The sequence below is a fragment of the Vibrio sp. 10N.261.46.E11 genome (assembly GCF_041472735.1).
Lineage (GTDB): Bacteria > Pseudomonadota > Gammaproteobacteria > Enterobacterales > Vibrionaceae > Vibrio.
This window is the reverse complement of record NZ_JBFRQW010000040.1, coordinates 84,196-107,972: the sequence shown is the minus strand read 5'-3', so window position 1 is coordinate 107,972 and position 23,777 is coordinate 84,196. Positions and strand designations below refer to the sequence as shown.

The window sequence follows — 23,777 nt, the reverse complement described above, 5'->3', positions numbered from 1 at the left end:
GTCTAACTGGAGCAGATCATGGTTACTGTTTTGAAATATGCTTTTTCACATTTAGGGCAAAAGGTCATCGAATCCCAAATGTCACTATCATTCTCTGGAGCCAGTGTTTTGTTTTCGTAACCACATGAGCACTCAAAAGTCTGAATGTTTGCACCACGTTCTTTTGCTTTTTTATAAAACTTTTCAGTTCTTTCTATGTCTGACTTACTCATTCTTCATGTTCCTTTTCATTGCTTGATATGGATTTCACTCGCTTCGCTTTGGGCAGTGGCGTATTGCGCCAATCACCGCAGTGGTTATCTGCCCATTGTTCTGCTTCGACTTGAGAGCATCGGCGAAACTTCATGATGTATTTGATTAACTGGTTAGGCCGCTTCGCTTTCGTCTTTTCCATTGAGTTCATCCATCATGTCTTCGTACTCTTCACGAACGTTCGAGCTTGACTGGTTTAAAATGAACTTCAGTGCTGCGATATAGCCTTCTTCAAAAGTGCTATCTGGAAATGCAGTACCGTCGTTTTCAATTAAGGCTTCAGCCATTTCAATTTCTAGATCAATCACTCTGCGAGTGTGGGCGGTAGTGAAAGAACGTTGCAGTGGGTTAGCTGTATGCATGTTGATACCCTCTATTCCGTTTGTCATAAACGGTCACAATGTTGTTGTTTCGAATTAGGAAGTAGGCGCAGTCACTTTCTAAAATTCGCTTTGGCTGCCAACCTGATTCGCATTTCATTATTCTTCGCAGTCTGTTCTTGCTTGGGCGGTTAGCTTTCGCCACCGCCTCTACAAGTTGTGGAAGGCTGCGACCCGTACGTTGTCGCCATCTTTCGATAGCATGGCGACTGACGTTTATCTCTCCATATCGGGTGCTTATCAGTAACATTCACACCTCGCTATAGCTTGGCGATATCAAGAGCGATTTGTTTGTACTGACCATCACCTTGGCGTTCATAGATTCGAAGGTAAGGCGTTTTGCCAACAACCTTGATTGAGTCGGCAATGGCATCCATCGCTTCTAACCAATCAGGGTCGGTAATGTTTAGCTGGCGAAGACTAAGCACTTGGTTTACATCGATGTGACCTTGTTTGTTTACGCGGAAAGACAAATCAACCAGGGCTTTAATTTCATCGCTTGAATTTTCATTCCAACGGTTAATGCATTCGTCAATTTTTGCCTTAGCCGCTTGGATGCGTTCATCGAACACGCGATGCTCTCCAATTGAGCGTTGCACCTTGTATTTGCCATCAAACGAAAGCAGCGTAACGTTGCCTTTGGTGCCACCGTATTTCACATCAAATTCAGCAGAGCTTAGGTCTACAAAATCCGCGACATTCTGCATGGCTTCTTTCTTAAACAGCGCAAGGGTTTCTTGTGTCGCAATCGCTTTTTTTACGATGTCGGCAACAACATCATCACGCAGTAAATCAACGTCTTTGATTTGGCTTACGGGTACTTGGTGGCCTTGGCCGTTAAAGCGAAAACCGTCTTGTGGTTGGGTTTGATTAGTCATTGTTTTAAATCCTATTCGTTGTTTTCTTTGGTTAATGATTCAAGCCATACCGCACGTACATCCTTGATTTGCTTTTGAAGCTCTTTCTCTGCGAGTTCAAATTTCGGACACGCTTTAGCTATCGAACTCTTTAATCCAGACACATGGTTTTTCATGTCTTCATCCTGAGAGAAAACGTTTTTCATAAGGTCATTGATTACAAATAAGTCCGCAATGAGACTAATACCTTGAACCTCACCTTTGGTTAACTTTGGCATTGGTTAATTCCTTCTAAAAATTCTTAGGCTGCACCGCAATAAGCTCAGGTGCGTATGGGTTTAAGTACTGAGTCATGTACTTTGCGTTAATATTGTCGGTCTCACTTTCCACCCAGCGAACTAGGCAACCGCTAAGCTTTGCGATGTGTGAAACTTTAAGTGTCTTACCCGCCTGTTCACGCACTTCGTTTGATTTACTAACAAGCCATACAGGTGGAAACTCGATGGTAATAACAGGGATGGCAATGCCAGTGCTTACATTCACTATCAAGCTTCCTGCCGTTTCTAATCGAGATAGGGCGTTAGCCACAGCACGACGTTTTTCATTTATATGCATCATTGGGCAATTTCCTCCATTGCAGCTTGAGCATGTGATGGGCAGTAATGTGCTCCAGTTTCAAAGTCAGCAAACCAGGCGGTATCTTCATTTATTTCGTCGTGACGAAGCTCCGCATCACTTGCATCATCACAATCAAGTTGCATTTCATTTGCACAGCCAGCTGCATCACAACGAACCATTGCTTTAAACGTCATATCTCACCTCAATCGTTGGTTTCTAATTCAGCAAACGCTTTGCGCAGCACTTGCTCACTAATGGTTTGGCCTTTGGCAAACATCGCCGCCAGTTTGAGTGTTTTGCTTAGCAATCTAAGCCCTCCTGGGCGCTCACTGATTTGCAGCATTAACCCGCGTTCAGACTCGCCGTTTACGTTCCATGCATCTGCAATGGCACGAACGTCTGCTTGCTTGGTTTTGTGGATGCCACGCTTCTTCGCAATGCGAGAGAACAAGCGCGCAAAATCTTCATTACGGCGACCACCTGTAAGCTGCGTGTAAACCTTGTTGTTACCCACTAGCACCATGCCAACGCCCGTTTCTTCTTGCAGAATTCGCAGCTCTTCCAGTGTTGGGTAGTCAAGGTGATCCGCTTCATCAATCACCACCAAACCTTCGCTACCAATCAGGCGGTTTCGGATAACGCGAGACAGTGGGCCTTTACGACGTGGGGCATCGTCCATGCCTAGTTCCATAGCCAGTTCATATAGGCACTCAGTAAGGCTTGAACGGCTTGGGCTTGAAGTGATCATCCATACGTTGTTGTTGCTTCGTTTGTATTCGCGCAGCGCTTCTGATTTACCCACACCAGACGCCCCAAAAATAACCACGATAGATTCGGTCACTTGGGCATACATCATGTCGTCGGTTAGCTGCTTGGCTGTTGGTGTCATCACAAAGCCAGGGTCTTTACTTGGTGTGGCATTACGCTGTTCTCTCATGCGTAGCCATTGGTTCAGTTTTTCAATCATCTTGGCTGGATCAGCTTTGTATGAACCGTTCAAGATTTGGCTTAGCGTGGCAGGTGATACGCTGATCTCTTTTGCAATCTGAGACGCTGAAACAGCCTTCGATTCTGTGAATGCACGAATGCGCATTAATGTGTCGGTTTGCTTAGCCTCTGCATTGCCTAGTTCAACTACGTTTGTACTCATATCAATCTCCATTTATGGAAGGTTTAAATAGGGTTTAAAGCTTATTTTTAAATTTCTGTTCAAACAGGTTTGAAACGCTTTGGCTGAAGTTCTGTTCGTAATCTTCGTCTTCATCTTCTAGCGCTATGGCCTTAGCCGCCGTGTTGCCAATCGATACGGGTCTGAATGGTTCAACCACTTTGCTTTCAGGTAGCACTTCTTCTTCAAGCGGCTTCATCATTGCAGCCACTTCCAGTGCATCCATTTCTGTTTGAGCTTGCGCAGCAATCTTGTTCGCTTTGGTAAATTGTGTGCGCTTGCGTTTGTGCTCTCTTGCCGCTTGCGTATCGCCAAATCCAGTCTTATCAAGACATTCAGCGGTACAAATTCGAACGCCATTCAAGGTATAAACCTCGATAGATTCATGCAGCTTTAATGGGTCGAAACGTGCCACTAGTTTTTGGCCAACATGGTTCATCATCGACTCGCTGTAATAGCGGTTCTTACGGCCTTTCAAACTGCCGCCAGCATCCAGTGAAATGGTGCCGTGTTTAGACACTCTTACTGCCTCGGCTTGAAGCATCATCATTTGCAATTGGTCGGTGGTTGCTTTGCGTATTGCTGCCGTTTCATAGCTGGCATTGAACGCTTGGTTAAAGCTCATAAACCCTTTGCACACTTCGGTGTTTCGGTTCTCTTTCGCGTTGTACATTTCTACGCCTTTAGCGATGGCTTGTAGAAAGTCTTCCGCGTCGATCGCCTTGCTTCCGTAGTTGTCTGGTTTTGCCATTGGGTTCGGGCCTGTATAAGCGCCACGGCAAAGTGGATGTTTATCGATGTACTCTTCAAGGCCACCTACACCAAACGCACGTTCTATCGGTTTGGCTTGGCCGTGGCCTTTGCCTAATATCACGCTCGACCAGTGCAACTTGATATTCATCATTGGGATGATGCCAAGTGGATCGTCTGCTTTTACTTTGAATCGGTAACGGTTAGGAACGCCGCCCGTCATCCATTTGTTTGCAGCTGCTCTGGTGTTATCCAAAGTCAGTTCTTTAGGCACACCGAACTTTTCACAAACGTCCATTAATGAAAGGCGAATGCTGTCTGTGTTTTCACTAATGTCGCAACGCCAGCCAACAATCTTGCGGCTGTAGATGTCTTGCCAAAACCACGTTTTAGGACGAAGAATTTCACCGTTAAACCACTTAACAAACACGTTGTGTTGATAGCCATCGCCGTTAATCCATTCCAGAGCGTGAAGCCCTTCAACGGTACGTTCTTGCGGTGGGAACATTTGGTGCAATGCGTGTTCACCTTCACGAAGCATGATGCGTTGTTGTACTGGCACTTCATGTTCAAGGCGGCGTCCTAAGCTTTTTAGGCTTGGGACTTTCCAACCTTTAGATGGAGCCGTATCAATAAGGCGCTCATAACAAACCGACATTGCAGGTTGCTCTAGGCTCAAGTAGTCGGCTTTGAAAAACTCCCACGCTTCAGGTGTGATGTAGGCAAACTGATTCGGCTTTTGAGTTTGGGATGATTCAAAGTTTTTAGGCAGCAGAGCTGGAGCCCAATCACATTCGTCTATTCCTTTCACCTTCGCGCAGCTGCGGCGCAAAGTAGAAAGTGCCACGCCATATTCTTCAGAGACCGATTGGTAAGCGTCCATCAACTTGATGCCGTTATTCTTAAGTGCAAAAACAGCTTGAACGGTGCGCAATGCTTGCTGTGCTTTCTCTTTGGCCGCGTTGTTGTTCTTACTCCAACGAGCCCAAAGCGCTTCACGGCAATACGACTGCTCGCTTTTCTTTTTCGGCAACTCAAGAACCTGATCGCCAACTTGAACTTTGCCTTGTTTTTTCATCAGAGCTGTTTGAGTTGGGACAGGTAACAAGCTGACGTGGTATTCGATCGCTTTTGTCCCTTGTCTTTTTCTTGCTTGCTCTGGTTTTTCTGCCGCTAATTTTTTTAAGCATTCACGAGCATTTCTTTCAGAGCTTGGCAATCCAACGACACCAGCTAATTCACTAGCTATAAACCACATATTGAAACCTCCTAGCTTGCAGCTCGAAGTGAGCGGTAACGACTAGGCCAGAGCTGATCCGGTTTCATCCCTATGGCTTCAGCAATGATTTTTTCGCCCTTTGGCCATGGTGAGCGAAGTGCATTAGCGAGCGTATTTTCACCAAGGCCAGCTTCACGAGAAAGTTGACGAACAGAAAGTCCACGCTTTTTAAGAGCTGCAACAATGTCAGCTCGGTGCCAATCACTTCCTTCTTGAATGTTTTTTTGAGAGACTGTGTCGTTATTCATCTTGGTTACTCCAGTGTGTTGCTTGACTTAGTAACTACATTATTTGATCAAAAGGATGAAACGGTCAATAGAAAGGGATGAATTATTTTCCATCACATCCGTTTGTCCGTAATAAGATAAAAGGCAAAGGCATGAATAAAGACATTAGAAACAAAGAGTTAAACGAAAAGGATGCTAATTCCAGCAAAACGGATGAATCATCCTTTTGTGATACAGGTCAACGGACGCAATGGTTCATTGCTTCTGAAGTAGCTGGGCATGGTGACTTTCCAACATCACCAAGATGGACGAGAGACCATCTGGCTAAATTATCGGCAGAGAAGGGGCACTTAAAGAGACGGAGGAAAGGGACGAAAGCGACGGAGTATCACATCAGCTTATTTACTCTTGAGACCCAGCAAAGCCTTGGTGCTGAAGGTGTAGAAGAGATACAAGAACCTAAACCTAACTACGGCGAACTATCACGATATAAAGATTTCACAGAAGAATTTGCATTGATACCGGGTTATAGAATTCAGGTATCAGCAGGTCACGGCTCTTTAAATCCAGACCAGCTTGAGCCAACAAGGCATTTAGCATTTAGGCGTAAGTGGTTGAAGTACAGGGGCTTTAAAGAAAAAGATTTAGCGATCGTGTGGGCAAAAGGTGACAGTATGGAACCAACGATTCACAACAACGATACGCTTGTGGTCAATATGGAAAGGAAGAAGCCTTCAGATGGGCACATATACATCTTTAGAAATGGCGATGAGCTGTTTGTGAAGCGCTACCAAAGCGTTCTAGGTGCATGGAGGTTGATTAGCGACAACCCACTATACGACAACCAAGACATACCTAAAGATGAACAACATCAATTTGAAGTAATAGGGCAAGTCATTCACATTGCAAAGGACTTAGGCAATTAGATTTAAATGTTTAAACTCGATTTAAACAGCGAACAAACAAAAACAAACAGTGCTCACTTTAATAGTCTAAATCACATGAATTAGAAAGGATTGCTCAAATCAGCTAAAATTGCTCAACAGCCAAAAACGCAAGCGGGGCTCAAGACCTAAAATCTCAAACCCCGCATCGCATCTAGCCTCAAGCCTAATTCCCCAATCTTTAACCGCACATAACCTACGTTAACACCCTATAACACAGTTTGTTCATATCATTAGTCTCTATACAGTCTATTTCAACTTGCTCAAAAATAGCCTGCATCTCTTTGAATGTTTCACAGACTAGGTCATAACGAGCTGGCTCTTGAGCGTCATAAATGTTTTGCTTATTTTCTTCGTCAGTATGCGCAAAGCCGTGGACTGCGTAGCCATCCAACCCTGCTTGCTTAAAGTAAGGTAATGCTTTTTGATACCAGAGCTCATAACGTTCAGCTAGTTTACTGCTAACGTATAATTTCTCTTTCTCAATTAGTGTCTTACATTGCTCAAAATACCCGTAGTACGTTTCAGTACATTCTGGCTCATCCGCTAGCGGGCTTTCGTTCATAAAACGGAAAAACTTCTGATTAAGTAAAAGTAATTCGGTATACACCTTTACCTTGCGCTCAAAGTTCATTTCATAGGTAGACTTTGATATTTGATGGTAATGATCTCGCTTTTGAAGCTCAACTTGTAACTCTCGTTCCATACTCTTTAAATTTGCGAGATTTGAGTCTTTAAGCTGCTGTAGTTCTTTGTCCATTCGCAGCTTTTCTTGATTTAGAATGCGTTTTGACCAGAGACTACCAAGCCAACTAGACAAACCTATTACTACAACACTTGCACCACCAAGAACACTAACGATGTTCTCTATAACTAATTGACTCATCTGCATAAAACTACCGTAAATTTGAAAGTATGGTGATTCACATAACGCCCGCTTAACTTGCTGCCAACTGCACCACACTAAAACAGGCCACTGTAATCACAAAAGCCAAACCGAAGTAAAAATGCCATAGGTTGGCAGTCAGGTTGAAGCGTTTGTTAAGTGTGGCTGTCACACTGTAATACAAAACGAATTACACCTTGACATATGAACCACTCCGTATTACATTTTGCATTACACATCATGTAATACAAAACGAAATACAGGGGGTTCAACATGTCTTTAGCTACTCACATAAAAAATATGATTAACACACCTTCAGACTCTCAATTACTGTCTATTCGATTACCCACAACAACCGTAAACCAGTTGGAAGAATTAGCTCAAGTTTTGTGCAAAACTCGCTCTGAACTTATCAGTACCTTCATTGAAGGTGGATTAGTTGAACTAGAACAACAGCTAAATGAATTGAGAAGCGAACTCCCAGTACCAGAAAATGACGTATCGACATCTGAAGCTCGTTATTTCCTACTAAATACGAACTATAACAACTCACCCGATGACCACTACACAATGCTGGAAAATGGCGAAGCCTCTGCTTTCTATGAAGGATGGAAGGAAAATATAGCCTATCTGAATGAAGGTGACGTTGTATTTTTGTACCAGAGTGGCGTCGGAATTGTCGGTTACGGTAAAGCCGACAAAGAGCTAATTAAACGAGACCACTGTGGTCATGAAAATGAATGGTATGCTCGAAAGTTAAATGACTTTACACGCTTGCAAACACCTTTGACAGCAAAAGGCTGTAAAGATGCAACCAAGTCTAACTTCAACTTTAGAATGACAATGGTTACTTTAAACCCTGAGCAAGGAGATGCTCTAATCAAAAAATTCAACAAAGCATAATTACAGAGTGGCGTCACGTTGACGCCACACTTAACGCCTGCATAACACGTTTGCTACTATGCAATTATACTTAAAATTGATGCCTTAAAACGAGAAACACCCAGCAAACTGAGATTGCCGAGTGTAGCAAATCGTGTTGATGCATTTGTTATAAGTATTACATTTCGGTATTATTCGGCTGATTTTTACCCACATCGCATGACCACACTAATTTTTGTGACATATCTTTTGTCGAATAATTCATTGTTACCTTACCTGTCTTTTTATCAAATTTCGTAAGTCCAATATAATCCTTAATATAAAGACTATTGTTTGTATTAGATATATTTACGCCATCATTTGAGCTATAACGCGACATAACCCAACCACCAATTTCTATGGAATAATACATATCATTTTGAATACGAAGCCAACCATCTCTCACATCCCCCTTTTGCAAATCGCTTAGCAATGGAGTAATTGAAGTAAGTTCACAGAACAAACGTCGCTTCTCATCATAACTCGCGTTATCTGCAGCATTTAAACTAAATGCCAATGGCAAAAGAAATAGAACTTTTTTCACTATATTTACCTTTAAGATTTGAACTTAATACTTATAACGCCGCGTTAAGTAGTGAGCAACGCGACCACTGAACTTAAACTATTGTGCCGTAAACACTAAATTCGAAGCAAACCAAAAATGCCAAGCATTGCGAATCTGCCTTGAACGCTTTGTTAGTAATATTTGTCTCACCTACTCTTCGGGATTACCACCTCGGTTCAACTCCAAATCCATTGGTCTTTGAACCTTCGAATACCACAAAACAAACCCAATAACAGTATAAATAAGGCTAGCCAATATTCCATAGAACTGAAAACTTTCGACTCGTTCAAACTGTGAAGTGTAATAATTACTTAATCGAAGCTTCCCCTCAAGCTTAGCTAACAACAAACGATTTTTTCGATTAACTTTACGTGTTTCCTCATGAAGTTTTAGGTATTTTCCAGTTAGCTTTTTTTGTTCTTTTTCTGCATCTGCTACAGCATCTGCTACTCGGGTAATATCTTCGGTGTTAAAATCAACCATTAATGTCACCTGAGCTTTCTCAGCCTCAATCGCTAATTGATGTAAATCTATTTTATATTTGGAATACTCTGGAGCTAACAAGAAACTTACAAGAAGAAAGACACCAGATATTGAAATAAACTTATAAAGACTATCCGTCGGAAAATTCGGGATATTCATACACTCTCCTATTACTAACGCCGCGTTAAGGTGTGACAAGCGCTTGCCATACTTGAGCGAAGCGAAACCGGCAAGCGTTTGGAATCACTCTTAAACGCCTTGTTAGGCAAATTTTATAGATATGCACCGACTACTGACATGCAGTGCTGAACTGTGCTTTCTTTTTCACCGACTGGCGCAACATAATGGATTGCCGATTCAGCGTCCGCCCTACCTGATAACTTGCTAATTACCCACGCAGCCAAGTACTTTGATGACAAACAACCTCCCGCTGTCGCAAGATTACCTTTAGCATAAAAGGGTTGCTCTAAAACAGTAACTCCTGATTCTACAACCCAAGGTTTCGTTGTTAAATCGGTACAAGCTGGTATTTGATGCAGTAAACCAAGTACTGACATGAGCAACGTACCTGAACATTGTCCACCAATTAACTGAGTATCAGGGTTTAGCTTTAGCCTCGAAAGTATATCTCTGTCTTGAGCGACATCACGTGTTAGCACACCACTGCCAAATAATACGACGTTGGCACTATTAGCAAACTCAAGAGGTTGTTGGGATTGGATTGTAACTCCGTTCATTGAAGTGACGTATTGAGATGGACTCGTTATTTGTACATTCCAACCAGCGTCTTTCATGCGGTTCAAAATACCCGCTGCTATAAATGAATCCAGTTCATTAAATCCGTCAAAAGTTAGTACAGCAATGTCCATATTTACTCCTATTTGCCTAACAGTTCTTAGACAGAAAAATTCTGCATTTAAATATAGAATTTTTCTATCTAGTTTCATATGCACGGCACTCTACCATGATTAATCACAGTATTTCAGTGACTTAAAACATAGATAAACTCATTGAATGATAAAGTACAGAATATTTCTATATAGTATGATTTTAGCGAAAACCCTCCCGAACTGTACGTAAACACAGTATTCACCTTACATACCCCAAACACAAAAAAGCCTGCTATTTATGTGAACATAAATGGCAGGCTTTATACGTTAGTTAAGCTTTTGAGTGGCTAGCTTACGCCGCTTCGAATGCGAGGGCCTTCTTCTCTACCTGACGGAAGACCAGCGTTAATACACCATTCACGGCTAGGTAGAATGCGCCAGCAATGCCGAACACTGTGAGTGTGTCGTAGGTTTGGCCGTTGATACGCTGAGCGTAACCCATCAAATCCATGATGGTGATGGTGCTTGCCAGTGACGTGCCTTTGAAGACTAGAATCACTTCGTTCGAGTAAGCTGGAACGGCGCGACGTAATGCGTATGGCAGTAACACTTTAAGCGTCGCAATTTTGTCCATGCCTAATGCGCGACATGCTTCCCACTGCCCTGCTGGAATCGCGTTGAATGCGCCTCTGAACAGTAGCGTGCTGTATGCTGCGGTATTCAAAGCCAATGCTAACATTGCACAGAACCAAGGTTGGCTTAACCAGTTCCATAGGAAGCTTTCACGAATCCAATCGAATTGACCCGGGCCGTAATACACCAAAAAGATCTGAACCAACAATGGTGTGCCGGTAAACAGCGTAATGATGCCACGTGTTAACCAGTGAATCGCCGGTATTCTTAGGATTAGCGTTACCGTCATCAACAAAGACAAAATACAACCAACAAACAATGAAGCGCCTGTGAGTTGAAGACTGGTCACTAAGCCTTCAAGCATTTGAGAGAGGTATTGTTGATTCATGCCATTGCCCCTTTGTTACCCAAACCTTGAATAGAAAACTTACCATCAATCACTTTTACTAATCTTTGTGTGATTAAAGTGATGACCAAATAGATAGCTGCTGCTGTCGCGTACCAAGTGAATGCTTCGTGCGTAGCTGCTGATGTTAATTGCGCTTGTTTCAATAGATCGGTTACGCCAATCAATGAAACCAGTGCTGTGTCTTTCAATAACACTAACCATTGGTTGGTTAACCCTGGTAGCGCGTGTCTTACTGCTTGTGGCAATACGACTCTGAAGAAAGCACGAGATTGTGAAATACCAAGCGCACTTGCTGCTTCTCTTTGCCCTTTGCTTACTGCTTTTAATGCACCACGCAAGGTTTGCGAAGCATAAGAAGCAAAGATAAGTGACAGTGCAACAACACCAGATAAGAACGGGCTCACTTCTATGAAGTCGCCAGTGATCATGAACAGAACTTGTGTCGAACCAAAGTAGATAAACAGTACGACCAGAATTTCTGGTAAACCACGAACAATCGTCACAAATGCAGTCGTTGGCCATTTGATTGCAATACGACGAGACATCTCACCACTTGCAAACAAAACTGCTAGAACCAATCCAACCAATAGGCTTATGAACGCAAGCTGAACTGTCATCCAGCTTGCTTCGACGAGCCCTAAAGAGTAACCCGTTAATTCCATAAATTACTTACCGAAGTACTTGTTAAAGATCTTGTCGTATTCGCCGTTCGCTTTCACTGCTGCAAGTGCAACGTTAAGCTGGTCTACTAGTTCTTGGTTGCTCTTGTTTACTGCGATACCAAAGCCGTTACCGAAGTACTCTTGGTTTTTTACTTGGTCGCCAACGTACGTTAGGTTGTCTTGCTTTTTGAACCATTCGGCTACTACTGCTGTGTCACCAAATACTGAATCGATACGACCGTTTTTCATGTCGATGAATGCATCTTGGTAGCTTGAGTAAGGTACCGCTGTTACGCCAGCCATTTGCTCAAGTAGGAAGCTTTGGTGAGTTGAACCGTTTTGAACACCAACACGCTTACCTTCTAGTGCTGCTTGGTCTGCTACTTTGCCTTCAATAGAGATGAATGCTGCTGAGTTGTCGTAGTAAGCGTTAGAGAAGTTTACTTGTTTAAGACGCGCTTCAGTGATGTCCATTGCCGAAATAGCGGCATCGTAACGTTTGAATTTAAGCGCTGGGATCAAGCTATCGAACGCTTGGTTGTGAAAAGTACAAGTCGCTTTCATCTCTTCACAAAGTGCGTTTGCTAGGTCTACGTCAAAACCTTGGATTTGGTTGTTCTCGTCCATGTATTCGAATGGTGCGTAAGTCGCTTCCATTGCGAATTTGATTTCATCTTGTGCCGATGCATTAACAGCCATGCCTGCAGAAGAAAGGCCGATAAGTGAAGCTAGTAGAATCTTTTTCATTTTGTTACTCCGAATCTGTGTGATTTTGACCTGTGGCCATTTTTATAATTTGATTGTTTTAACTGAATCTATGTTTGACTAAATTGTGTTGTGATTAGCCGAATCAAGTAAATTAGCTGAACCTTGGGCTATGTGAATCCAATGCGTTAACTCAGGTTTAATGAGCGTACTTTTGATGAGTAAGCTAATCTAGTGAGTCAAATACTCAGCAAACTCTGGTGTCTGCGGATTAACGAATGAATCGCTGGTGCCGTGTTCAACGATGTACCCTTTTTCTAGGTACAGAACGTGGCTAGCGATCTTCTTCGCGAAATCGACTTCGTGTGTCACTACCACTTGGGTAATGCCCGTTCCGCTCAATTCTTTTATAATGCCCACGACTTGGTTGGTGATCTCAGGATCAAGCGCCGCTGTTGGTTCATCAAACAACAACACATCCGGTTTCATCATCAGCGCACGTGCAATCGCAACACGCTGTTGTTGACCGCCAGACAGTTGAAGTGGCCAAGCGTCTGCTTTGTCAGCAAGTTGAAGTGTCTTTAGTACTTCTTGAGCTTGCTTAATCGCTTCTTGCTTATCCAAACCCGCCACTTTGGTGGGAGCTTCAATCAAGTTTTCCATCACCGTCATGTGTGGCCACAAGTTGTATTGCTGGAACACCATCCCGACTTTACGACGAAGTTTAAGACCCTGCTTTTCTTGGATCTGGTTTGAAAAGTCGAATTGCTCGTTTGCAATGTCTAACTCACCGTTGTCCGCGATTTCAAGCAGGTTCAATACACGCAGTAACGAACTCTTGCCCGCGCCGCTTGGGCCAAGTAATACCAAGGTTTCGCCACTTTCACAGTCAAAGCTGATGTCGTGAAGAACTTGGGTATTACCGTATGATTTGTTGATGCTCTTTACTTGAATACTCATGCCACAATACTGCATTAATTGTCATTTGTTGGTTATTCTATTCAATTCGAGGTTTTATGCAAGAAAAATGTATAAAAAACTATTTTGTTGAATTTTTGTAACGAAGATCGAACAAAAAACAGTCGCTATAACTGGTCTTACAATCAAGAGTTGCAAGTTATTGATAAAATTAATCTCGAGATAAAAGCAAACGTTTTTCTTACAATTTTAAAATCAGCACAAGATCAAAAAAACCAATGACCTCCATGCACTATTAGCTCGTACTTACGTGCATAAAAATTAGAGTTAAATAGCTCGTTTGGTCTTTATTTCAAGCGCCACTAAATGCTTAATGTTCCTTTTGAACAGTAAGATCCCCTCACTTGCTAGGCATCAAAGTCCGAAAATTGAGTATCCTAGGAAGCATCAGTCAGCGATGCGTGCTTTAATGGTTTCTCTTGTAAGCAACAAACATTTACGAACGACTAGCACTTAATTCGTGACATGTACGTACAAATAACAAGCCATCTACTCTTAAAGCGACAACACATTAAGGCAGTCATATGCAAAACGACGTCTCTTCTATGCGTGACTCTACTCAGCGAACGGCTCAACGATCGACTCAAAAAGCGCCACAACCCAAACCTGAGAAGAAAAGCCTCAGTATTTTATTTGAGCTCAGCAAATTTATTCAGCCCTATAAAGGCCGTGTGATTGCAGCATTGATTGCGTTGATCTTCACGGCGAGCTTAACCCTTTCGGTCGGACACGGTATTCGCCTTCTTATCGACCAAGGCTTCAGCCAACAATCGTTATCAGATTTAGGCAGTGCGATTCAATTCATCATGGTTGTAGTCGTGCTGATCTCGATTGGTACCTTCTTCCGCTTCTATTTGGTCTCTTCTGTTGGGGAACGTGTGAGTGCGGACATTCGCTTGTCGGTTTTCAATCATGTTGTGACGCTTCACCCGAGTTACTTCGAAACCAATGGCAGTGGCGACATCATGTCACGCATCACGACAGACACTACTCTGCTTCAAAGCATCATCGGTTCGTCGTTCTCAATGGCAATGCGCAGCGCATTAATGTGTATTGGTGCGATCATCATGTTGTTTGCAACCAACATTAAGCTAACTCTGATCGTATTGGCCTCGGTGCCGTTTATCTTGATTCCGATCCTTGTGTATGGGCGCCGAGTGAGAGCCCTATCTCGCCAAAGCCAAGATTCGATGTCTGATGTGGGTTCTTATGCCGGCGAAGCGATTGAGCATATTAAAACGGTGCAAAGTTATAGCCGAGAAACGCAAGAGAAAGCATCATTCGCAATTGAAGTAGAAAAGGCTTATGAGATTGGTCGTCAGCGTGTAAAACAGCGTGCGATTCTTATCTCTGGCGTGATTGTTATCGTGTTCAGTGCGATTGCAGGCATGCTTTGGGTTGGTGGCAGCGATGTTATTAACGGCACGATGTCGGCGGGTGACTTAGCGGCGTTTGTCTTCTATGCCATTATGGTCGCTTCGTCGCTAGGTACCATTTCTGAGGTGATGGGTGAATTGCAACGTGCGGCAGGTGCGACAGAACGATTAATTGAAATTCTGCAAGTTGAAAGCCATATTGTTGCGCCTGTAGAAAAACCAACATCACTCGATAACGTGACACCAGAAGTCGCTTTTGATGATGTGACCTTCTGTTACCCATCAAGACCCGACCAGCCCGCAACAAGCAACCTCACGCTAACGGCCCATGAAGGTAAAGTGTTGGCATTGGTTGGCCCGTCTGGCGCAGGTAAAACCACCCTATTTGAACTGCTGCAACGTTTCTACGATCCACAAATAGGCAAAGTAACGTTAGGCGGTGTTGAACTGAATCAATTTGATCCGAACGAGCTAAGAAAGCAGATGGCATTAGTTCCTCAGCAACCCGCTCTGTTCAGCAACGATGTGTTCCATAACATTCGCTACGGCAACCCGCAGGCAACAGACGAACAAGTTATCGAGGCAGCTAAGAAAGCACACGCACACGAGTTTATTCAGAAATTACCTGAAGGCTATCACAGCTTTCTTGGTGAACGTGGTGTGAGATTGTCTGGCGGTCAGCGTCAACGAATTGCAATCGCTCGTGCCATCCTAAAAGATCCGAATATTCTCTTATTGGATGAAGCAACCAGTGCGCTAGACAGTGAAAGTGAACATCACGTTCAACAAGCGTTAGAAGAATTAATGCGTGGCAGAACGACCATCATTATCGCGCACCGTTTATCAACAATTAAACACGCCGACCAAATTGCGGTACTCGATAATGGACAGCTGGTAGACATTGGCGACCACCAGTCGCTCATCAATAGCTGTGAATTGTACCAACGCTTAGTTGAGCTGCAATTCAAACACCTCAATGCCTAACCATTGCGTGCAGGTGTAACTAAGTGACTGACATTGTGTGATTTCGAGCTTCAAAAACTTGAATCACACGTGTTGCAGTTTTGTTAGTTTAACGGTAGGGTTTTTATTCCAATAACAACTTATCCCGATGAAGGGTAAGTAGATAACGTTAATTACACAGATAAGAATAAGAGAGTTCGCATGGAAGCACTATTATCTGACTATCCGGTAGTAACAGAAATCCCTGTCGCTTGGGGAGAAATGGACGCACTTAATCACGTTAACAACGCCGTATATTTTCGTTATTTCGAAACTGCTCGCTTAGATTTTTTCAAGCATGTCGAGCTGATGGAAGAGATGGCGATTACCAAAGTTGGTCCTGTTCTAGGTGACACTTACTGTAAGTATTTCCGCCCAGTCACGTATCCAGATACCTTGATGGTTGGCTCACGTGTTACCGACATTCAAGATGACCGGTTCACTATGGAATACGCGATTGTCAGTAAGGCTCAGCAGAAACTGACGACCATCGGCACCGCAACTATCGTGATGTTTGATTTTGCTTCAAACCAAAAAGCGCTGCTTTCACTGCGTTTAACCAATGAAATCGAGAAGATGAACACGTTAAAGAGCCCATGCTTCAAACAGGAAGCTGTGACCGAATAACGCATTCGCTGATTGAGAATACTCAGATACAAAAAGGCCACTCGACTGTTATAGACAGTCAAAGTGGCCTTTTGATTTTCTGTTTATTGGTTCGTATTAATGAATACGATTTTACAGACCTTATAAACCTTGCAGCTTAAAGACCTGAACTCTATAGACCTATAGACCTTGCACGTATTGAGCGTTAGTTCGAACTTCAACCATCTGCTCTAGGTTCTGTTGTGAACCATCAACGCCGTCAATCAAACCTTGGAAGTGTTTGATAAGCTCTACTTTGTCTTGTACTTCTTTCGAACCTGCACCGATGTTAGTTAGGTCGATGAAGAACTCGTCGAACAGACCCGAGAAATCCGTTACAGCGTCATGGTTTAAGAACTGCTCATGGTTGTAAATGCTTGGGTAGCCACCCTTCTGTTTATCAACCGCGAAAGAGATGCCTTTCACGTTGGTAATCGTGGTCGCTTTCTCACACTTCAACATACAACCCGCTTCGATGCTTGGCTTGTTACAACCGACGGTTCTTTGGAAGAAACACTGACGGCTGGTCATCATCAAGATTGGGTGGTAGATGCTGTAGAACAGTTTAAAGTTCTCTGGACGGCGAATATGACGAATCTGACCTTTGTTGATCTCGTTCGAAATGAAAGCACCAGCACAGTTTAGCTCTTCTTTCAGCGTAACCAATGCGTGAGAGTTTGTGGTGTTCATGAACGGGCCTGCTACCCACTCAATTCCTATCTCGTAAGCTTTGTAGGCAATACCCGTGTTGTTGGTCACGATGCGAGCTGGCTTGATCTCTTCAAGGATACGAACTGCTTCATCGTAATCTTTGCCGATCAATACTGCAGGGAACCAAGGAATCAAACGTGGGTTTGCTGCCAAGATGTCGATGTATTTGTTACAACGCTTCTTGAAGCTTTCAGGCAGTTTGAAGTAAACATCCGCGTCAGTTACGTCACACAGGTGCAAGTCTTCCACATCCGCGATAAGCATCGACATAGTTGGCTGTTCATTTACTTTAGGGTGTTGTGGCAGTGCTGGTACTTCAACGTGCTTAATCACTTCCACAGAGCCATTAAGAATGAAGTCGATTTCATCTTTAAGATTAGACACTTCTTTCAAAGGAATAATCAGGCCAGCATCAAGGTTGTCGTAGTTGTAACTTTCTAGAGTATGAACCGCACTCTTAACAGCTTTAAAACGCTTCTCAAGTAACTCTTGATCGATCGCCTTCTCACCTGCCGCTATCAGTAGCGATTTAGATTGAACCGTAAAGTTCTCTTTTGATGTGTTCACTGTCACCGTGAATGGTTGACCCAGCTTCGCGCTAAACGACAATGACACCGGTGTTTTACGAATATCAAGGAACTCGATCTTTTCACGCATCTCGTTACCAAGAACGTCTTTCGCTTGGTGAAGTTCGTTGGTCACCTCTTGAATCTGTACTACAGAGATTTCGTTGTTCTGCTCCGTCGCTTTCTCAACAGCGTAGTTCATGCTGTTGTCGCGCGGGTTATCGATGAACATGTCTTTCGTTAGGTTGCCCTTTAGAAAAGAGTTGGTGAAATCACGGTTGAATACTTTGTGCAGGTTCGAATCGTCTTCGATCAACAAACCACTTTCTACAAAGCTATCAATTTGTTTACGCCATGTGTCTACCACGGTGTATACGTAGTGTGCGCCTTTAATACGGCCTTCTACTTTCAACGAGTCAACTTTCGCGTCAACCAGTTCAGGTAGATCGTAGTAAGCAGAATTATCTTTCAGGTTGAGTGGGAACTTGTTGCCTGCGTTGGTGATTTCGTATTCATCACGACACGCTTGGCTACAACGCCCACGGTTACCTGAGTTACCGACACTTACAGAGCTTGAGTAACATTGGCCAGAGAATGCGATACACAAAGCGCCATGTACAAACACTTCAGTTAGAACATCGTGATCGTGTGCCACTTCCGTCAGCATTTTGATTTCTGGTAGGTTCAATTCACGAGACAAGTTAACGCGCGTCGCGCCAATCTTAGACAAGAACTTAATCTGGCCTTCGTTGTGCGTCGTTAACTGAGTCGATGCGTGAACATCTAACGATGGGAAATGCTTTTTCACCAAATCAAACAAACCAAGATCTTGAACGATGATGCCGTCTAGTTTGGTGTTCACCAGTTGGTTCAGCAATTTAGTGATAGTCTTAATTTCATGCTCCAGCAGCACAACGTTAAGAGTCAGAAACACTTCACAACCATATTCATGAGCAAGGCGAATCACACCATTCAACTCATCTAACGAAAGGTTAGAGGCTCTGTTACGAGCGTTGAAGGTGTCTAAACCACAATAAACCGCATTGGCACCGGCCACGATAGCGGCTTTAATCGCCTCGACATCGCCACCTGGGGCTAATAACTCAATCTTTCTGCTCATTTTTGAAGTCGCTCACTTACTTATAATTTTTAAGGCGCGTATTCTACCTACAACACGATCTCTTTACCACCTAACAACACTTTCCAAACTAAATGACATCAATAATGCCAAACGAATTCGATTTACCTATCCTTTATTCTTTACGTCGCTGCCCTTACGCCATGCGCGGGAGAATGGGCATCGCACTATCACAGCAGAAAGTGTTACTTCGAGAAATCGTGACCAAAGATAAGCCTAGTGAACTATTGGCCAGTTCGCCAAAAGGCACCGTCCCAGTATTGGTATTGCCAGATGGACAAATCATCGAACAGAGTTTGGATGTGATGAATTGGGCACTGGAACAAAACGATCCTCAAGATCTTCTGCGTTCAAGTAACCCAACACTTAATCAACAAATCCACCAGCTCATTAAAACCAACGATGATGAGTTTATTGGCCACTTAGAAAAGTACAGAGCGTCTGTTCGTTACCGAAACATCGATAGTGAACAACGCAGACACAATTGCGAAGAATTTCTAGCTGAGCTGGAAAGCAAACTCAGCCATCATGATTATATTTTTGGTGACACCCCTAGCCTCGCCGACTTTGCAGTAATGCCGTTTGTCAGCCAGTTCGTAAGAGTCGAAAAGAAGTGGTTTGTGCAATCTGAATATAAAAACGTAGGGCGTTGGTTAAGAGCGCATCTCGACAGTAAACTCTACACCCAAGTTATGAAGCAATACCCTTTGTGGAATGAAACTAAGCAAGATTGTCTTTTTGGTGGATAAGGGTAAATCAAGGCTAGAGGAAGCGTTGGCATCAAGGTAATTACGTGACACTGTATCTTATTTATAATTAACCGATATTCAAAGGCTTAACCTCTCAACCCGTTGCCGCCATCTCTTAATTAGATACCACAGTCTCGGTTAAGCCTTTTGTCACTTTAAAATAATTACTTGATCGCTATCGAAATCTCAACAGCCGTTTCACCTTTGTAAAACTCAAAATCAGTTGTGTAAGTTCGCGTATGTGGGCAATCTGGATCGTTGAAATAAGCCCACACCTCTCCCCATAAATCGATAACCGCTTGAGGAAGTTCACCTTCAGCAGAAAACGTTAAGTATTTGCCTGTTGCAATTTCGGTTTCCACAAGCGCATCTAAATTGTTATCGGTGAGTGCGTTAGTACAAGCGATAACATCAAATTCACCCGTAAAGTCTGACTCGTAGTTGGTGTAGACACCGTACACTTTTGAATCCGGCGTTAATTTTGGAGACGCTTGGTCAAAAAAGCCCTGCCACAATTTCCCTATCTTGGCTTTGGCTGGGTCCATCTCATCGGTATTAGTGGTTCTTACTGAAAACCCATACGCCTTTACGGCTTCAATCGTTTCTACTTTCATTCGTTTTATTCCTAAGCCAATCAACGCTTTAACTATGTAAAATCTTAACTAATCTTGTATCTCTTTGTGACCACACTTTTCACAGACAAGGTGACGAGAAAACTCATCCATTGACGCGATAAACGGGCCAAGGAACCAACCTTTTATCATGCCTGCCCAAAACTCGCTTCGCTTTTGGTTAGGTTTGTCTGCAAACGCACTCGTCTTTCTGACCAACACAACAACATGTTGTGTGTCTTCTCGGCACGCGGTGCAATAGCATTGTTCTATGGTGTTATTCATTTGAAAGCCTATGACGTTTTGAATGAAATCTGCTGAAAATGAGGATTGTCGACACAGACTTCTAGTGTGGAAAGATCAGTGAGTACGACAAGTTGTTCTACACCTTGAATACTGACCTTAATGCACTCTTCACGGCTATCATTGCGTTGAGTATCTAATCCGACACATTCAATCTGCTCGCCAGACTTCAGCGTTAATTTGATTGGGTATCGGTGCATACACACAATCTCAATATAATCGTAATCGTTGCAACTAATCATAATACCCCTCCAATTCATCCACCACGCTAATGCGACACGCCATACTATGCAACATTCATATAATCAATAAGTTACTCGTATCACAATCACATTGCGATCATCAGATTATTGAGTGATTTGTCAAATTTAAGCTCGTTTTCACCATTCACATTTCTTCTGTGATAGACAATTTAAGGCTTCGAGAATCCTTTCCAATAATGATACAAACCACCAATGTCTGAAGAGCACATTAAGGTCATGGCGCCTTTGATTTGCTCTTCATTCCATTCCCACCATTTCATTTCTAATAGCTGAACAATCTGAGCTTCACTAAAGCGATAACGGATATGGCGTGCAGGGTTCGAACCGACAATCGAATATGGTGCGACATCTTTGGTCACCACTGCTCTACTCGCGATAATCGCACCGTCACCTACTTTCACGCCGCTCATTATCATAGCTTCAGTGCCTATCCACACATCATTGCCAATCACGGTATCACCAGCCCGTTCAAAGCCGTCTGCCGCCCCTTCAAACTTTTCGTCATCTTGATAGAAAAACGGGAAAGTGCTCACCCATTGATTTTGGTGTCCTTGGTTGCCTGCCATCATGAAGACCGCACCAGAACCAATCGAACAGTAGCTGCCGATGATTAACTTGTCGATGTCTGTTCTATCAGGCAGTAGATAACGCGCACAATCATCAAAGCAGTGATTATGGTAATAACCCGAATAGTAGCTGTGTTCGCCCACAATGATGTTTGGGTTGGTCACTTGTTCTTTGAGTGACTTTCCGACGAACGGATTTTCAAAATAGTTTTTCATGTTTGTACTCTTAGTTTCGTTCTTTTAGTTAGGTACTTTTATTGCGTGTTTATGGTTTTGACAGGTTTATCTTAGTGTAAATGCCAACGTGCCCTATCGACCGCCCGCAATATCAATAAACGAGCCGGTTACATACGAAGCTTCGTCTGATAATAACCATGCGATAGAGTTAGCCACCTCTTCTGGTGTGCCACCTCGTTGTAGTGGCAATTGCGACGCTAATCTATCGACTCTATCTGGCTCTCCGCCATCTGCGTGCATCTCAGTATAAATACAACCTGGCCTTACGCCATTCACCCGGATATTACGTGAAGCCAATTCAAGCGATAAGCCTTTGGTGAGTGAATCCATCGCTCCTTTCGATGCTGCGTAATCCACATACTCAAACGGTGCGCCTGTGCGAGAAGCGGCAGACGATACATTCACAATCGAACCCGCGCCATCCGCTTGTTTGATAAAGGCTTTACTGCAAAGGAAGCAGCTTGATACGTTCGATTTCATCACCTTTTCAAAGCGATCCAATTCGATGTCAACCAAAGGTGACTGAGTAAACAAAATCCCGGCATTATTGACCAAGTGAGTCACTGGACCTAGCTTGTTACGAGCAATCTCGAATAAGGATTTCACGTCCGATTCAACAGACACATCCGCACGCACGCTTATGGCGGTTCCGCCTTGCTCACGAATCTCGTTCACTAGTTCTTCAGCTCGCGACTCATTATGTATGAAGTTAACACATACAGCATAGCCTTGACTGGCCAACAATTTAGATGTCGCCGCGCCAATGCCTCGGCTTCCGCCTGTTACAATCACTACCTTGTTCAATGAAACCTCCTAATGCCACTTGTTTGTTATAACCTGATTTTTCAATGCAAACTGATCGTATCGATACAAACTAATTGCTCGATACAACCTGAACCCACTGCGATCGCCACGCCGGCGCTTCGAATGGGTCTGGCCAAAACTCAGTTTGTTTTTGAATTAAACCATCAACAACCGTGTGAAAGGTAATCACTCGGTCTTTCAATACACTGTCAGTAACCGAAACGTCCGTTACTACGGAATCTCCTTCACAGACAATCGAATTGAGTGTGAACTCCCAAACACCATTAGCTGGGTATTCAGAGTTGATTGCCGTAAAGTTATCGCGCCCTAATGTGAGTTCAGATGACTGAGGCCAATAACCTTGAAAATCTTCCGCTAGCCATTCGGCCGCTTTGGCAAAGTCATTGGTGCGCATTGCATCCCAAAAACCTAATACCACTTGTTTTGGTGTCATCTTTATTTCCTAACGTCTGTTAAAATCAAATAGGTGCTGGTCATCTCAATCATACTTCAGTAGAAACCAAACAACCTTTATTCACATCACTTCTTTATCAATTGCAATATATGCGTATAATCCCCCGCTCTATAACGCTATCCAGCATAGGAATAGCGTCATCCAAAATTTTAATGAGTACCCAATGTCGAAACTATTTTTCAAAGGCCGTATTGAAACAAGACAAAATCACGTTCTTGCAGGCTACAACGTAAACCGCGATGTTAAAGTGGGTACTGAAGAGTCACCAGTCAACGTAACGGTTCAAACTGACGCTCGCAAAACTGAAGTAGAAGCAGTCGCTGCTGAACATTCAATCTTCGTGACTGTATCTGTGGATGCAGAGAAAGAAGAAAACACGCTTGAGTTCGACACGTTGCTAAACAAGCCAAAAACAATGACGTTCGAAAAAACACCTAACCGTAACGATCCATGTTCTTGCGGTAGCGGTAAGAAATACAAGAAGTGTTGTGCATAAGGCTTCTCACTCAAACTGCCAATAGCACAATGAGTTAAGTAATACCTAACGGGAAGACCATTGATGATCTTCCCGTTTTTATTCGCCTAAGCCAAACTCAGTCGAGGTTGTCTGGTGTATTCAGATATGTTCCACATTGGGTACATTTGTAATCACCTGTCGCGCCCGAACCTGTAACACCAAAAGATAGAAGCTCCGATAAAATTCGTTGGAGTAAGCTCGGTTCTTTATCTTCAGCTTGTGGTGCCTTTTGCACTTGGCTACTGAACATCGTGTACCTATGCAGCG

General features: G+C 43.3%; 32 protein-coding genes. 6 read left to right on the top strand and 26 right to left on the bottom strand.

Annotation, left to right across the window (positions count from 1 at the left end):
• Window positions 1-2 precede the first annotated feature (2 nt).
• The 10 genes from AB4407_RS13560 to AB4407_RS13515 form a co-directional block, all read right to left on the bottom strand.
• The gene (locus AB4407_RS13560) at window positions 3-212 is read right to left on the bottom strand and encodes a hypothetical protein (protein ID WP_372120923.1); all 210 of its coding nucleotides are present in this window, start codon (window positions 210-212) and stop codon (window positions 3-5) included.
• On the bottom strand, window positions 209-394 hold the full coding sequence (locus tag AB4407_RS13555; RefSeq protein WP_372120922.1) for a hypothetical protein: 186 nt from the start codon (window positions 392-394) through the stop codon (window positions 209-211). The genes AB4407_RS13560 and AB4407_RS13555 overlap by 4 nt, the downstream gene beginning before the upstream one ends.
• A complete protein-coding gene (locus AB4407_RS13550; protein WP_078753397.1) occupies window positions 366-614 on the bottom strand; it encodes a hypothetical protein in 249 nt (82 codons plus the stop codon). The genes AB4407_RS13555 and AB4407_RS13550 overlap by 29 nt, the downstream gene beginning before the upstream one ends.
• Window positions 615-892: 278 nt before the next feature.
• Window positions 893-1,510 (bottom strand): DUF3164 family protein, encoded by a 618-nt coding sequence (locus AB4407_RS13545; protein WP_237297408.1) that lies wholly within the window; start codon window positions 1,508-1,510, stop codon window positions 893-895.
• A gap of 11 nt (window positions 1,511-1,521) precedes the next feature.
• The gene (locus AB4407_RS13540) at window positions 1,522-1,767 is read right to left on the bottom strand and encodes a hypothetical protein (protein ID WP_372120921.1); all 246 of its coding nucleotides are present in this window, start codon (window positions 1,765-1,767) and stop codon (window positions 1,522-1,524) included.
• Window positions 1,768-1,780: 13 nt separating this feature from the next.
• Complete coding sequence (locus tag AB4407_RS13535; RefSeq protein ID WP_372120920.1) at window positions 1,781-2,107, bottom strand: hypothetical protein; 327 nt, start codon at window positions 2,105-2,107, stop codon at window positions 1,781-1,783.
• On the bottom strand, window positions 2,104-2,301 hold the full coding sequence (locus AB4407_RS13530; RefSeq protein ID WP_372120919.1) for a hypothetical protein: 198 nt from the start codon (window positions 2,299-2,301) through the stop codon (window positions 2,104-2,106). Before AB4407_RS13530 ends, AB4407_RS13535 begins: the two co-directional genes overlap by 4 nt.
• Before the next feature lie 8 nt (window positions 2,302-2,309).
• A complete protein-coding gene (locus AB4407_RS13525; RefSeq protein ID WP_372120918.1) occupies window positions 2,310-3,257 on the bottom strand; it encodes an AAA family ATPase in 948 nt (315 codons plus the stop codon).
• A gap of 34 nt (window positions 3,258-3,291) precedes the next feature.
• A complete protein-coding gene (locus tag AB4407_RS13520; protein ID WP_372120917.1) occupies window positions 3,292-5,283 on the bottom strand; it encodes a transposase domain-containing protein in 1,992 nt (663 codons plus the stop codon).
• A gap of 11 nt (window positions 5,284-5,294) precedes the next feature.
• Window positions 5,295-5,552 carry a helix-turn-helix transcriptional regulator gene (locus AB4407_RS13515; protein ID WP_069669230.1) on the bottom strand — a complete coding sequence of 86 codons (258 nt, stop codon included), beginning with the start codon at window positions 5,550-5,552 and terminating at the stop codon, window positions 5,295-5,297.
• A 131-nt stretch (window positions 5,553-5,683) separates the two neighbouring features.
• On the opposite strand from AB4407_RS13515, the gene AB4407_RS13510 reads away from it, so the two are divergent.
• Complete coding sequence (locus tag AB4407_RS13510) at window positions 5,684-6,457, top strand: helix-turn-helix transcriptional regulator (protein WP_372120916.1); 774 nt, start codon at window positions 5,684-5,686, stop codon at window positions 6,455-6,457.
• Between the two features lie 214 nt (window positions 6,458-6,671).
• Here the strand turns inward: AB4407_RS13510 and AB4407_RS13505 are convergent, their stop codons facing one another.
• The gene (locus AB4407_RS13505; protein ID WP_372120915.1) at window positions 6,672-7,439 is read right to left on the bottom strand and encodes a hypothetical protein; all 768 of its coding nucleotides are present in this window, start codon (window positions 7,437-7,439) and stop codon (window positions 6,672-6,674) included.
• 195 nt (window positions 7,440-7,634) lie between these two features.
• Between AB4407_RS13505 and AB4407_RS13500 the strand changes: the two genes are divergently transcribed.
• Window positions 7,635-8,264: a hypothetical protein gene (locus tag AB4407_RS13500; protein ID WP_372120914.1), complete on the top strand. Its 630-nt coding sequence runs from the start codon at window positions 7,635-7,637 to the stop codon at window positions 8,262-8,264.
• A 157-nt stretch (window positions 8,265-8,421) separates the two neighbouring features.
• On the opposite strand, the gene AB4407_RS13495 is transcribed toward AB4407_RS13500, so the two are convergent.
• The 7 genes from AB4407_RS13495 to artP all read right to left on the bottom strand — a co-directional run bounded on the left by AB4407_RS13495 (window position 8,422) and on the right by artP (window position 13,529).
• Window positions 8,422-8,826, bottom strand: a complete 405-nt coding sequence (locus AB4407_RS13495) for a hypothetical protein (RefSeq protein WP_372120913.1) — start codon at window positions 8,824-8,826, stop codon at window positions 8,422-8,424.
• A 171-nt stretch (window positions 8,827-8,997) separates the two neighbouring features.
• Entirely contained in the window at window positions 8,998-9,489 is a 492-nt protein-coding gene (locus AB4407_RS13490) for a hypothetical protein (protein WP_372120912.1), read from the bottom strand.
• 113 nt (window positions 9,490-9,602) lie between these two features.
• Window positions 9,603-10,199, bottom strand: coding sequence for a DJ-1/PfpI family protein (locus AB4407_RS13485; RefSeq protein ID WP_170888938.1), 597 nt, complete (start codon window positions 10,197-10,199; stop codon window positions 9,603-9,605).
• Window positions 10,200-10,512: 313 nt separating this feature from the next.
• Window positions 10,513-11,181, bottom strand: a complete 669-nt coding sequence (gene artM, locus AB4407_RS13480; protein ID WP_372120911.1) for an arginine ABC transporter permease ArtM — start codon at window positions 11,179-11,181, stop codon at window positions 10,513-10,515.
• The gene (artQ, locus tag AB4407_RS13475; RefSeq protein ID WP_372120910.1) at window positions 11,178-11,864 is read right to left on the bottom strand and encodes an arginine ABC transporter permease ArtQ; all 687 of its coding nucleotides are present in this window, start codon (window positions 11,862-11,864) and stop codon (window positions 11,178-11,180) included. The genes artM and artQ overlap by 4 nt, the downstream gene beginning before the upstream one ends.
• Window positions 11,865-11,867: 3 nt before the next feature.
• Window positions 11,868-12,611, bottom strand: coding sequence for a lysine/arginine/ornithine ABC transporter substrate-binding protein (locus AB4407_RS13470; protein ID WP_139683953.1), 744 nt, complete (start codon window positions 12,609-12,611; stop codon window positions 11,868-11,870).
• A gap of 189 nt (window positions 12,612-12,800) precedes the next feature.
• Window positions 12,801-13,529: an arginine ABC transporter ATP-binding protein ArtP gene (gene artP / locus AB4407_RS13465; protein WP_372120909.1), complete on the bottom strand. Its 729-nt coding sequence runs from the start codon at window positions 13,527-13,529 to the stop codon at window positions 12,801-12,803.
• Between the two features lie 542 nt (window positions 13,530-14,071).
• On the opposite strand from artP, the gene AB4407_RS13460 reads away from it, so the two are divergent.
• Both AB4407_RS13460 and AB4407_RS13455 read left to right on the top strand, forming a co-directional pair.
• A complete protein-coding gene (locus AB4407_RS13460; protein WP_372120908.1) occupies window positions 14,072-15,907 on the top strand; it encodes an ABC transporter ATP-binding protein/permease in 1,836 nt (611 codons plus the stop codon).
• Window positions 15,908-16,087: 180 nt separating this feature from the next.
• Window positions 16,088-16,552 (top strand): thioesterase family protein, encoded by a 465-nt coding sequence (locus AB4407_RS13455; RefSeq protein WP_048664989.1) that lies wholly within the window; start codon window positions 16,088-16,090, stop codon window positions 16,550-16,552.
• Window positions 16,553-16,711: 159 nt separating this feature from the next.
• Here AB4407_RS13455 and AB4407_RS13450 read toward each other — a convergent pair whose 3' ends face one another.
• Window positions 16,712-18,967: a peptidase U32 family protein gene (locus tag AB4407_RS13450; RefSeq protein ID WP_372120907.1), complete on the bottom strand. Its 2,256-nt coding sequence runs from the start codon at window positions 18,965-18,967 to the stop codon at window positions 16,712-16,714.
• 104 nt (window positions 18,968-19,071) lie between these two features.
• On the opposite strand from AB4407_RS13450, the gene AB4407_RS13445 reads away from it, so the two are divergent.
• A complete protein-coding gene (locus AB4407_RS13445; protein ID WP_372120906.1) occupies window positions 19,072-19,734 on the top strand; it encodes a glutathione S-transferase in 663 nt (220 codons plus the stop codon).
• Between the two features lie 164 nt (window positions 19,735-19,898).
• On the opposite strand, the gene AB4407_RS13440 is transcribed toward AB4407_RS13445, so the two are convergent.
• The 6 genes from AB4407_RS13440 to AB4407_RS13415 form a co-directional block, all read right to left on the bottom strand.
• Window positions 19,899-20,348 (bottom strand): GyrI-like domain-containing protein, encoded by a 450-nt coding sequence (locus AB4407_RS13440; protein WP_372120905.1) that lies wholly within the window; start codon window positions 20,346-20,348, stop codon window positions 19,899-19,901.
• Between the two features lie 48 nt (window positions 20,349-20,396).
• A complete protein-coding gene (locus AB4407_RS13435) occupies window positions 20,397-20,630 on the bottom strand; it encodes a hypothetical protein (protein ID WP_004733848.1) in 234 nt (77 codons plus the stop codon).
• 8 nt (window positions 20,631-20,638) lie between these two features.
• Window positions 20,639-20,890 (bottom strand): Rho-binding antiterminator, encoded by a 252-nt coding sequence (locus tag AB4407_RS13430; RefSeq protein ID WP_004733849.1) that lies wholly within the window; start codon window positions 20,888-20,890, stop codon window positions 20,639-20,641.
• Between the two features lie 170 nt (window positions 20,891-21,060).
• Window positions 21,061-21,693: a type B chloramphenicol O-acetyltransferase gene (gene catB / locus AB4407_RS13425; RefSeq protein ID WP_372120904.1), complete on the bottom strand. Its 633-nt coding sequence runs from the start codon at window positions 21,691-21,693 to the stop codon at window positions 21,061-21,063.
• A 93-nt stretch (window positions 21,694-21,786) separates the two neighbouring features.
• Window positions 21,787-22,518, bottom strand: a complete 732-nt coding sequence (locus tag AB4407_RS13420; protein ID WP_372120903.1) for a glucose 1-dehydrogenase — start codon at window positions 22,516-22,518, stop codon at window positions 21,787-21,789.
• A 70-nt stretch (window positions 22,519-22,588) separates the two neighbouring features.
• The gene (locus AB4407_RS13415) at window positions 22,589-22,972 is read right to left on the bottom strand and encodes a nuclear transport factor 2 family protein (RefSeq protein ID WP_372120902.1); all 384 of its coding nucleotides are present in this window, start codon (window positions 22,970-22,972) and stop codon (window positions 22,589-22,591) included.
• Between the two features lie 184 nt (window positions 22,973-23,156).
• On the opposite strand from AB4407_RS13415, the gene AB4407_RS13410 reads away from it, so the two are divergent.
• The gene (locus AB4407_RS13410; protein WP_372120901.1) at window positions 23,157-23,489 is read left to right on the top strand and encodes a PBPRA1643 family SWIM/SEC-C metal-binding motif protein; all 333 of its coding nucleotides are present in this window, start codon (window positions 23,157-23,159) and stop codon (window positions 23,487-23,489) included.
• A 97-nt stretch (window positions 23,490-23,586) separates the two neighbouring features.
• On the opposite strand, the gene AB4407_RS13405 is transcribed toward AB4407_RS13410, so the two are convergent.
• On the bottom strand, window positions 23,587-23,760 hold the full coding sequence (locus AB4407_RS13405) for a hypothetical protein (protein WP_017074953.1): 174 nt from the start codon (window positions 23,758-23,760) through the stop codon (window positions 23,587-23,589).
• Between the last annotated feature and the right edge of the window lie 17 nt (window positions 23,761-23,777).

Coding starts and splice junctions, on each gene's coding strand:
- AB4407_RS13560 (WP_372120923.1), bottom strand. CDS start 212: ATGAGTAAGTCAGACATAGAAAGAACTGAAAAGTTTTATAAAAAAGCA.
- AB4407_RS13555 (WP_372120922.1), bottom strand. CDS start 394: ATGGAAAAGACGAAAGCGAAGCGGCCTAACCAGTTAATCAAATACATC.
- AB4407_RS13550 (WP_078753397.1), bottom strand. CDS start 614: ATGCATACAGCTAACCCACTGCAACGTTCTTTCACTACCGCCCACACT.
- AB4407_RS13545 (WP_237297408.1), bottom strand. CDS start 1,510: ATGACTAATCAAACCCAACCACAAGACGGTTTTCGCTTTAACGGCCAA.
- AB4407_RS13540 (WP_372120921.1), bottom strand. CDS start 1,767: ATGCCAAAGTTAACCAAAGGTGAGGTTCAAGGTATTAGTCTCATTGCG.
- AB4407_RS13535 (WP_372120920.1), bottom strand. CDS start 2,107: ATGATGCATATAAATGAAAAACGTCGTGCTGTGGCTAACGCCCTATCT.
- AB4407_RS13530 (WP_372120919.1), bottom strand. CDS start 2,301: ATGACGTTTAAAGCAATGGTTCGTTGTGATGCAGCTGGCTGTGCAAAT.
- AB4407_RS13525 (WP_372120918.1), bottom strand. CDS start 3,257: ATGAGTACAAACGTAGTTGAACTAGGCAATGCAGAGGCTAAGCAAACC.
- AB4407_RS13520 (WP_372120917.1), bottom strand. CDS start 5,283: ATGTGGTTTATAGCTAGTGAATTAGCTGGTGTCGTTGGATTGCCAAGC.
- AB4407_RS13515 (WP_069669230.1), bottom strand. CDS start 5,552: ATGAATAACGACACAGTCTCTCAAAAAAACATTCAAGAAGGAAGTGAT.
- AB4407_RS13510 (WP_372120916.1), top strand. CDS start 5,684: ATGAATAAAGACATTAGAAACAAAGAGTTAAACGAAAAGGATGCTAAT.
- AB4407_RS13500 (WP_372120914.1), top strand. CDS start 7,635: ATGTCTTTAGCTACTCACATAAAAAATATGATTAACACACCTTCAGAC.
- AB4407_RS13490 (WP_372120912.1), bottom strand. CDS start 9,489: ATGAATATCCCGAATTTTCCGACGGATAGTCTTTATAAGTTTATTTCA.
- AB4407_RS13485 (WP_170888938.1), bottom strand. CDS start 10,199: ATGGACATTGCTGTACTAACTTTTGACGGATTTAATGAACTGGATTCA.
- artM (WP_372120911.1), bottom strand. CDS start 11,181: ATGAATCAACAATACCTCTCTCAAATGCTTGAAGGCTTAGTGACCAGT.
- artQ (WP_372120910.1), bottom strand. CDS start 11,864: ATGGAATTAACGGGTTACTCTTTAGGGCTCGTCGAAGCAAGCTGGATG.
- AB4407_RS13470 (WP_139683953.1), bottom strand. CDS start 12,611: ATGAAAAAGATTCTACTAGCTTCACTTATCGGCCTTTCTTCTGCAGGC.
- artP (WP_372120909.1), bottom strand. CDS start 13,529: ATGAGTATTCAAGTAAAGAGCATCAACAAATCATACGGTAATACCCAA.
- AB4407_RS13460 (WP_372120908.1), top strand. CDS start 14,072: ATGCAAAACGACGTCTCTTCTATGCGTGACTCTACTCAGCGAACGGCT.
- AB4407_RS13455 (WP_048664989.1), top strand. CDS start 16,088: ATGGAAGCACTATTATCTGACTATCCGGTAGTAACAGAAATCCCTGTC.
- AB4407_RS13450 (WP_372120907.1), bottom strand. CDS start 18,967: ATGAGCAGAAAGATTGAGTTATTAGCCCCAGGTGGCGATGTCGAGGCG.
- AB4407_RS13445 (WP_372120906.1), top strand. CDS start 19,072: ATGCCAAACGAATTCGATTTACCTATCCTTTATTCTTTACGTCGCTGC.
- AB4407_RS13440 (WP_372120905.1), bottom strand. CDS start 20,348: ATGAAAGTAGAAACGATTGAAGCCGTAAAGGCGTATGGGTTTTCAGTA.
- AB4407_RS13435 (WP_004733848.1), bottom strand. CDS start 20,630: ATGAATAACACCATAGAACAATGCTATTGCACCGCGTGCCGAGAAGAC.
- AB4407_RS13430 (WP_004733849.1), bottom strand. CDS start 20,890: ATGATTAGTTGCAACGATTACGATTATATTGAGATTGTGTGTATGCAC.
- catB (WP_372120904.1), bottom strand. CDS start 21,693: ATGAAAAACTATTTTGAAAATCCGTTCGTCGGAAAGTCACTCAAAGAA.
- AB4407_RS13415 (WP_372120902.1), bottom strand. CDS start 22,972: ATGACACCAAAACAAGTGGTATTAGGTTTTTGGGATGCAATGCGCACC.
- AB4407_RS13410 (WP_372120901.1), top strand. CDS start 23,157: ATGTCGAAACTATTTTTCAAAGGCCGTATTGAAACAAGACAAAATCAC.
- AB4407_RS13405 (WP_017074953.1), bottom strand. CDS start 23,760: ATGTTCAGTAGCCAAGTGCAAAAGGCACCACAAGCTGAAGATAAAGAA.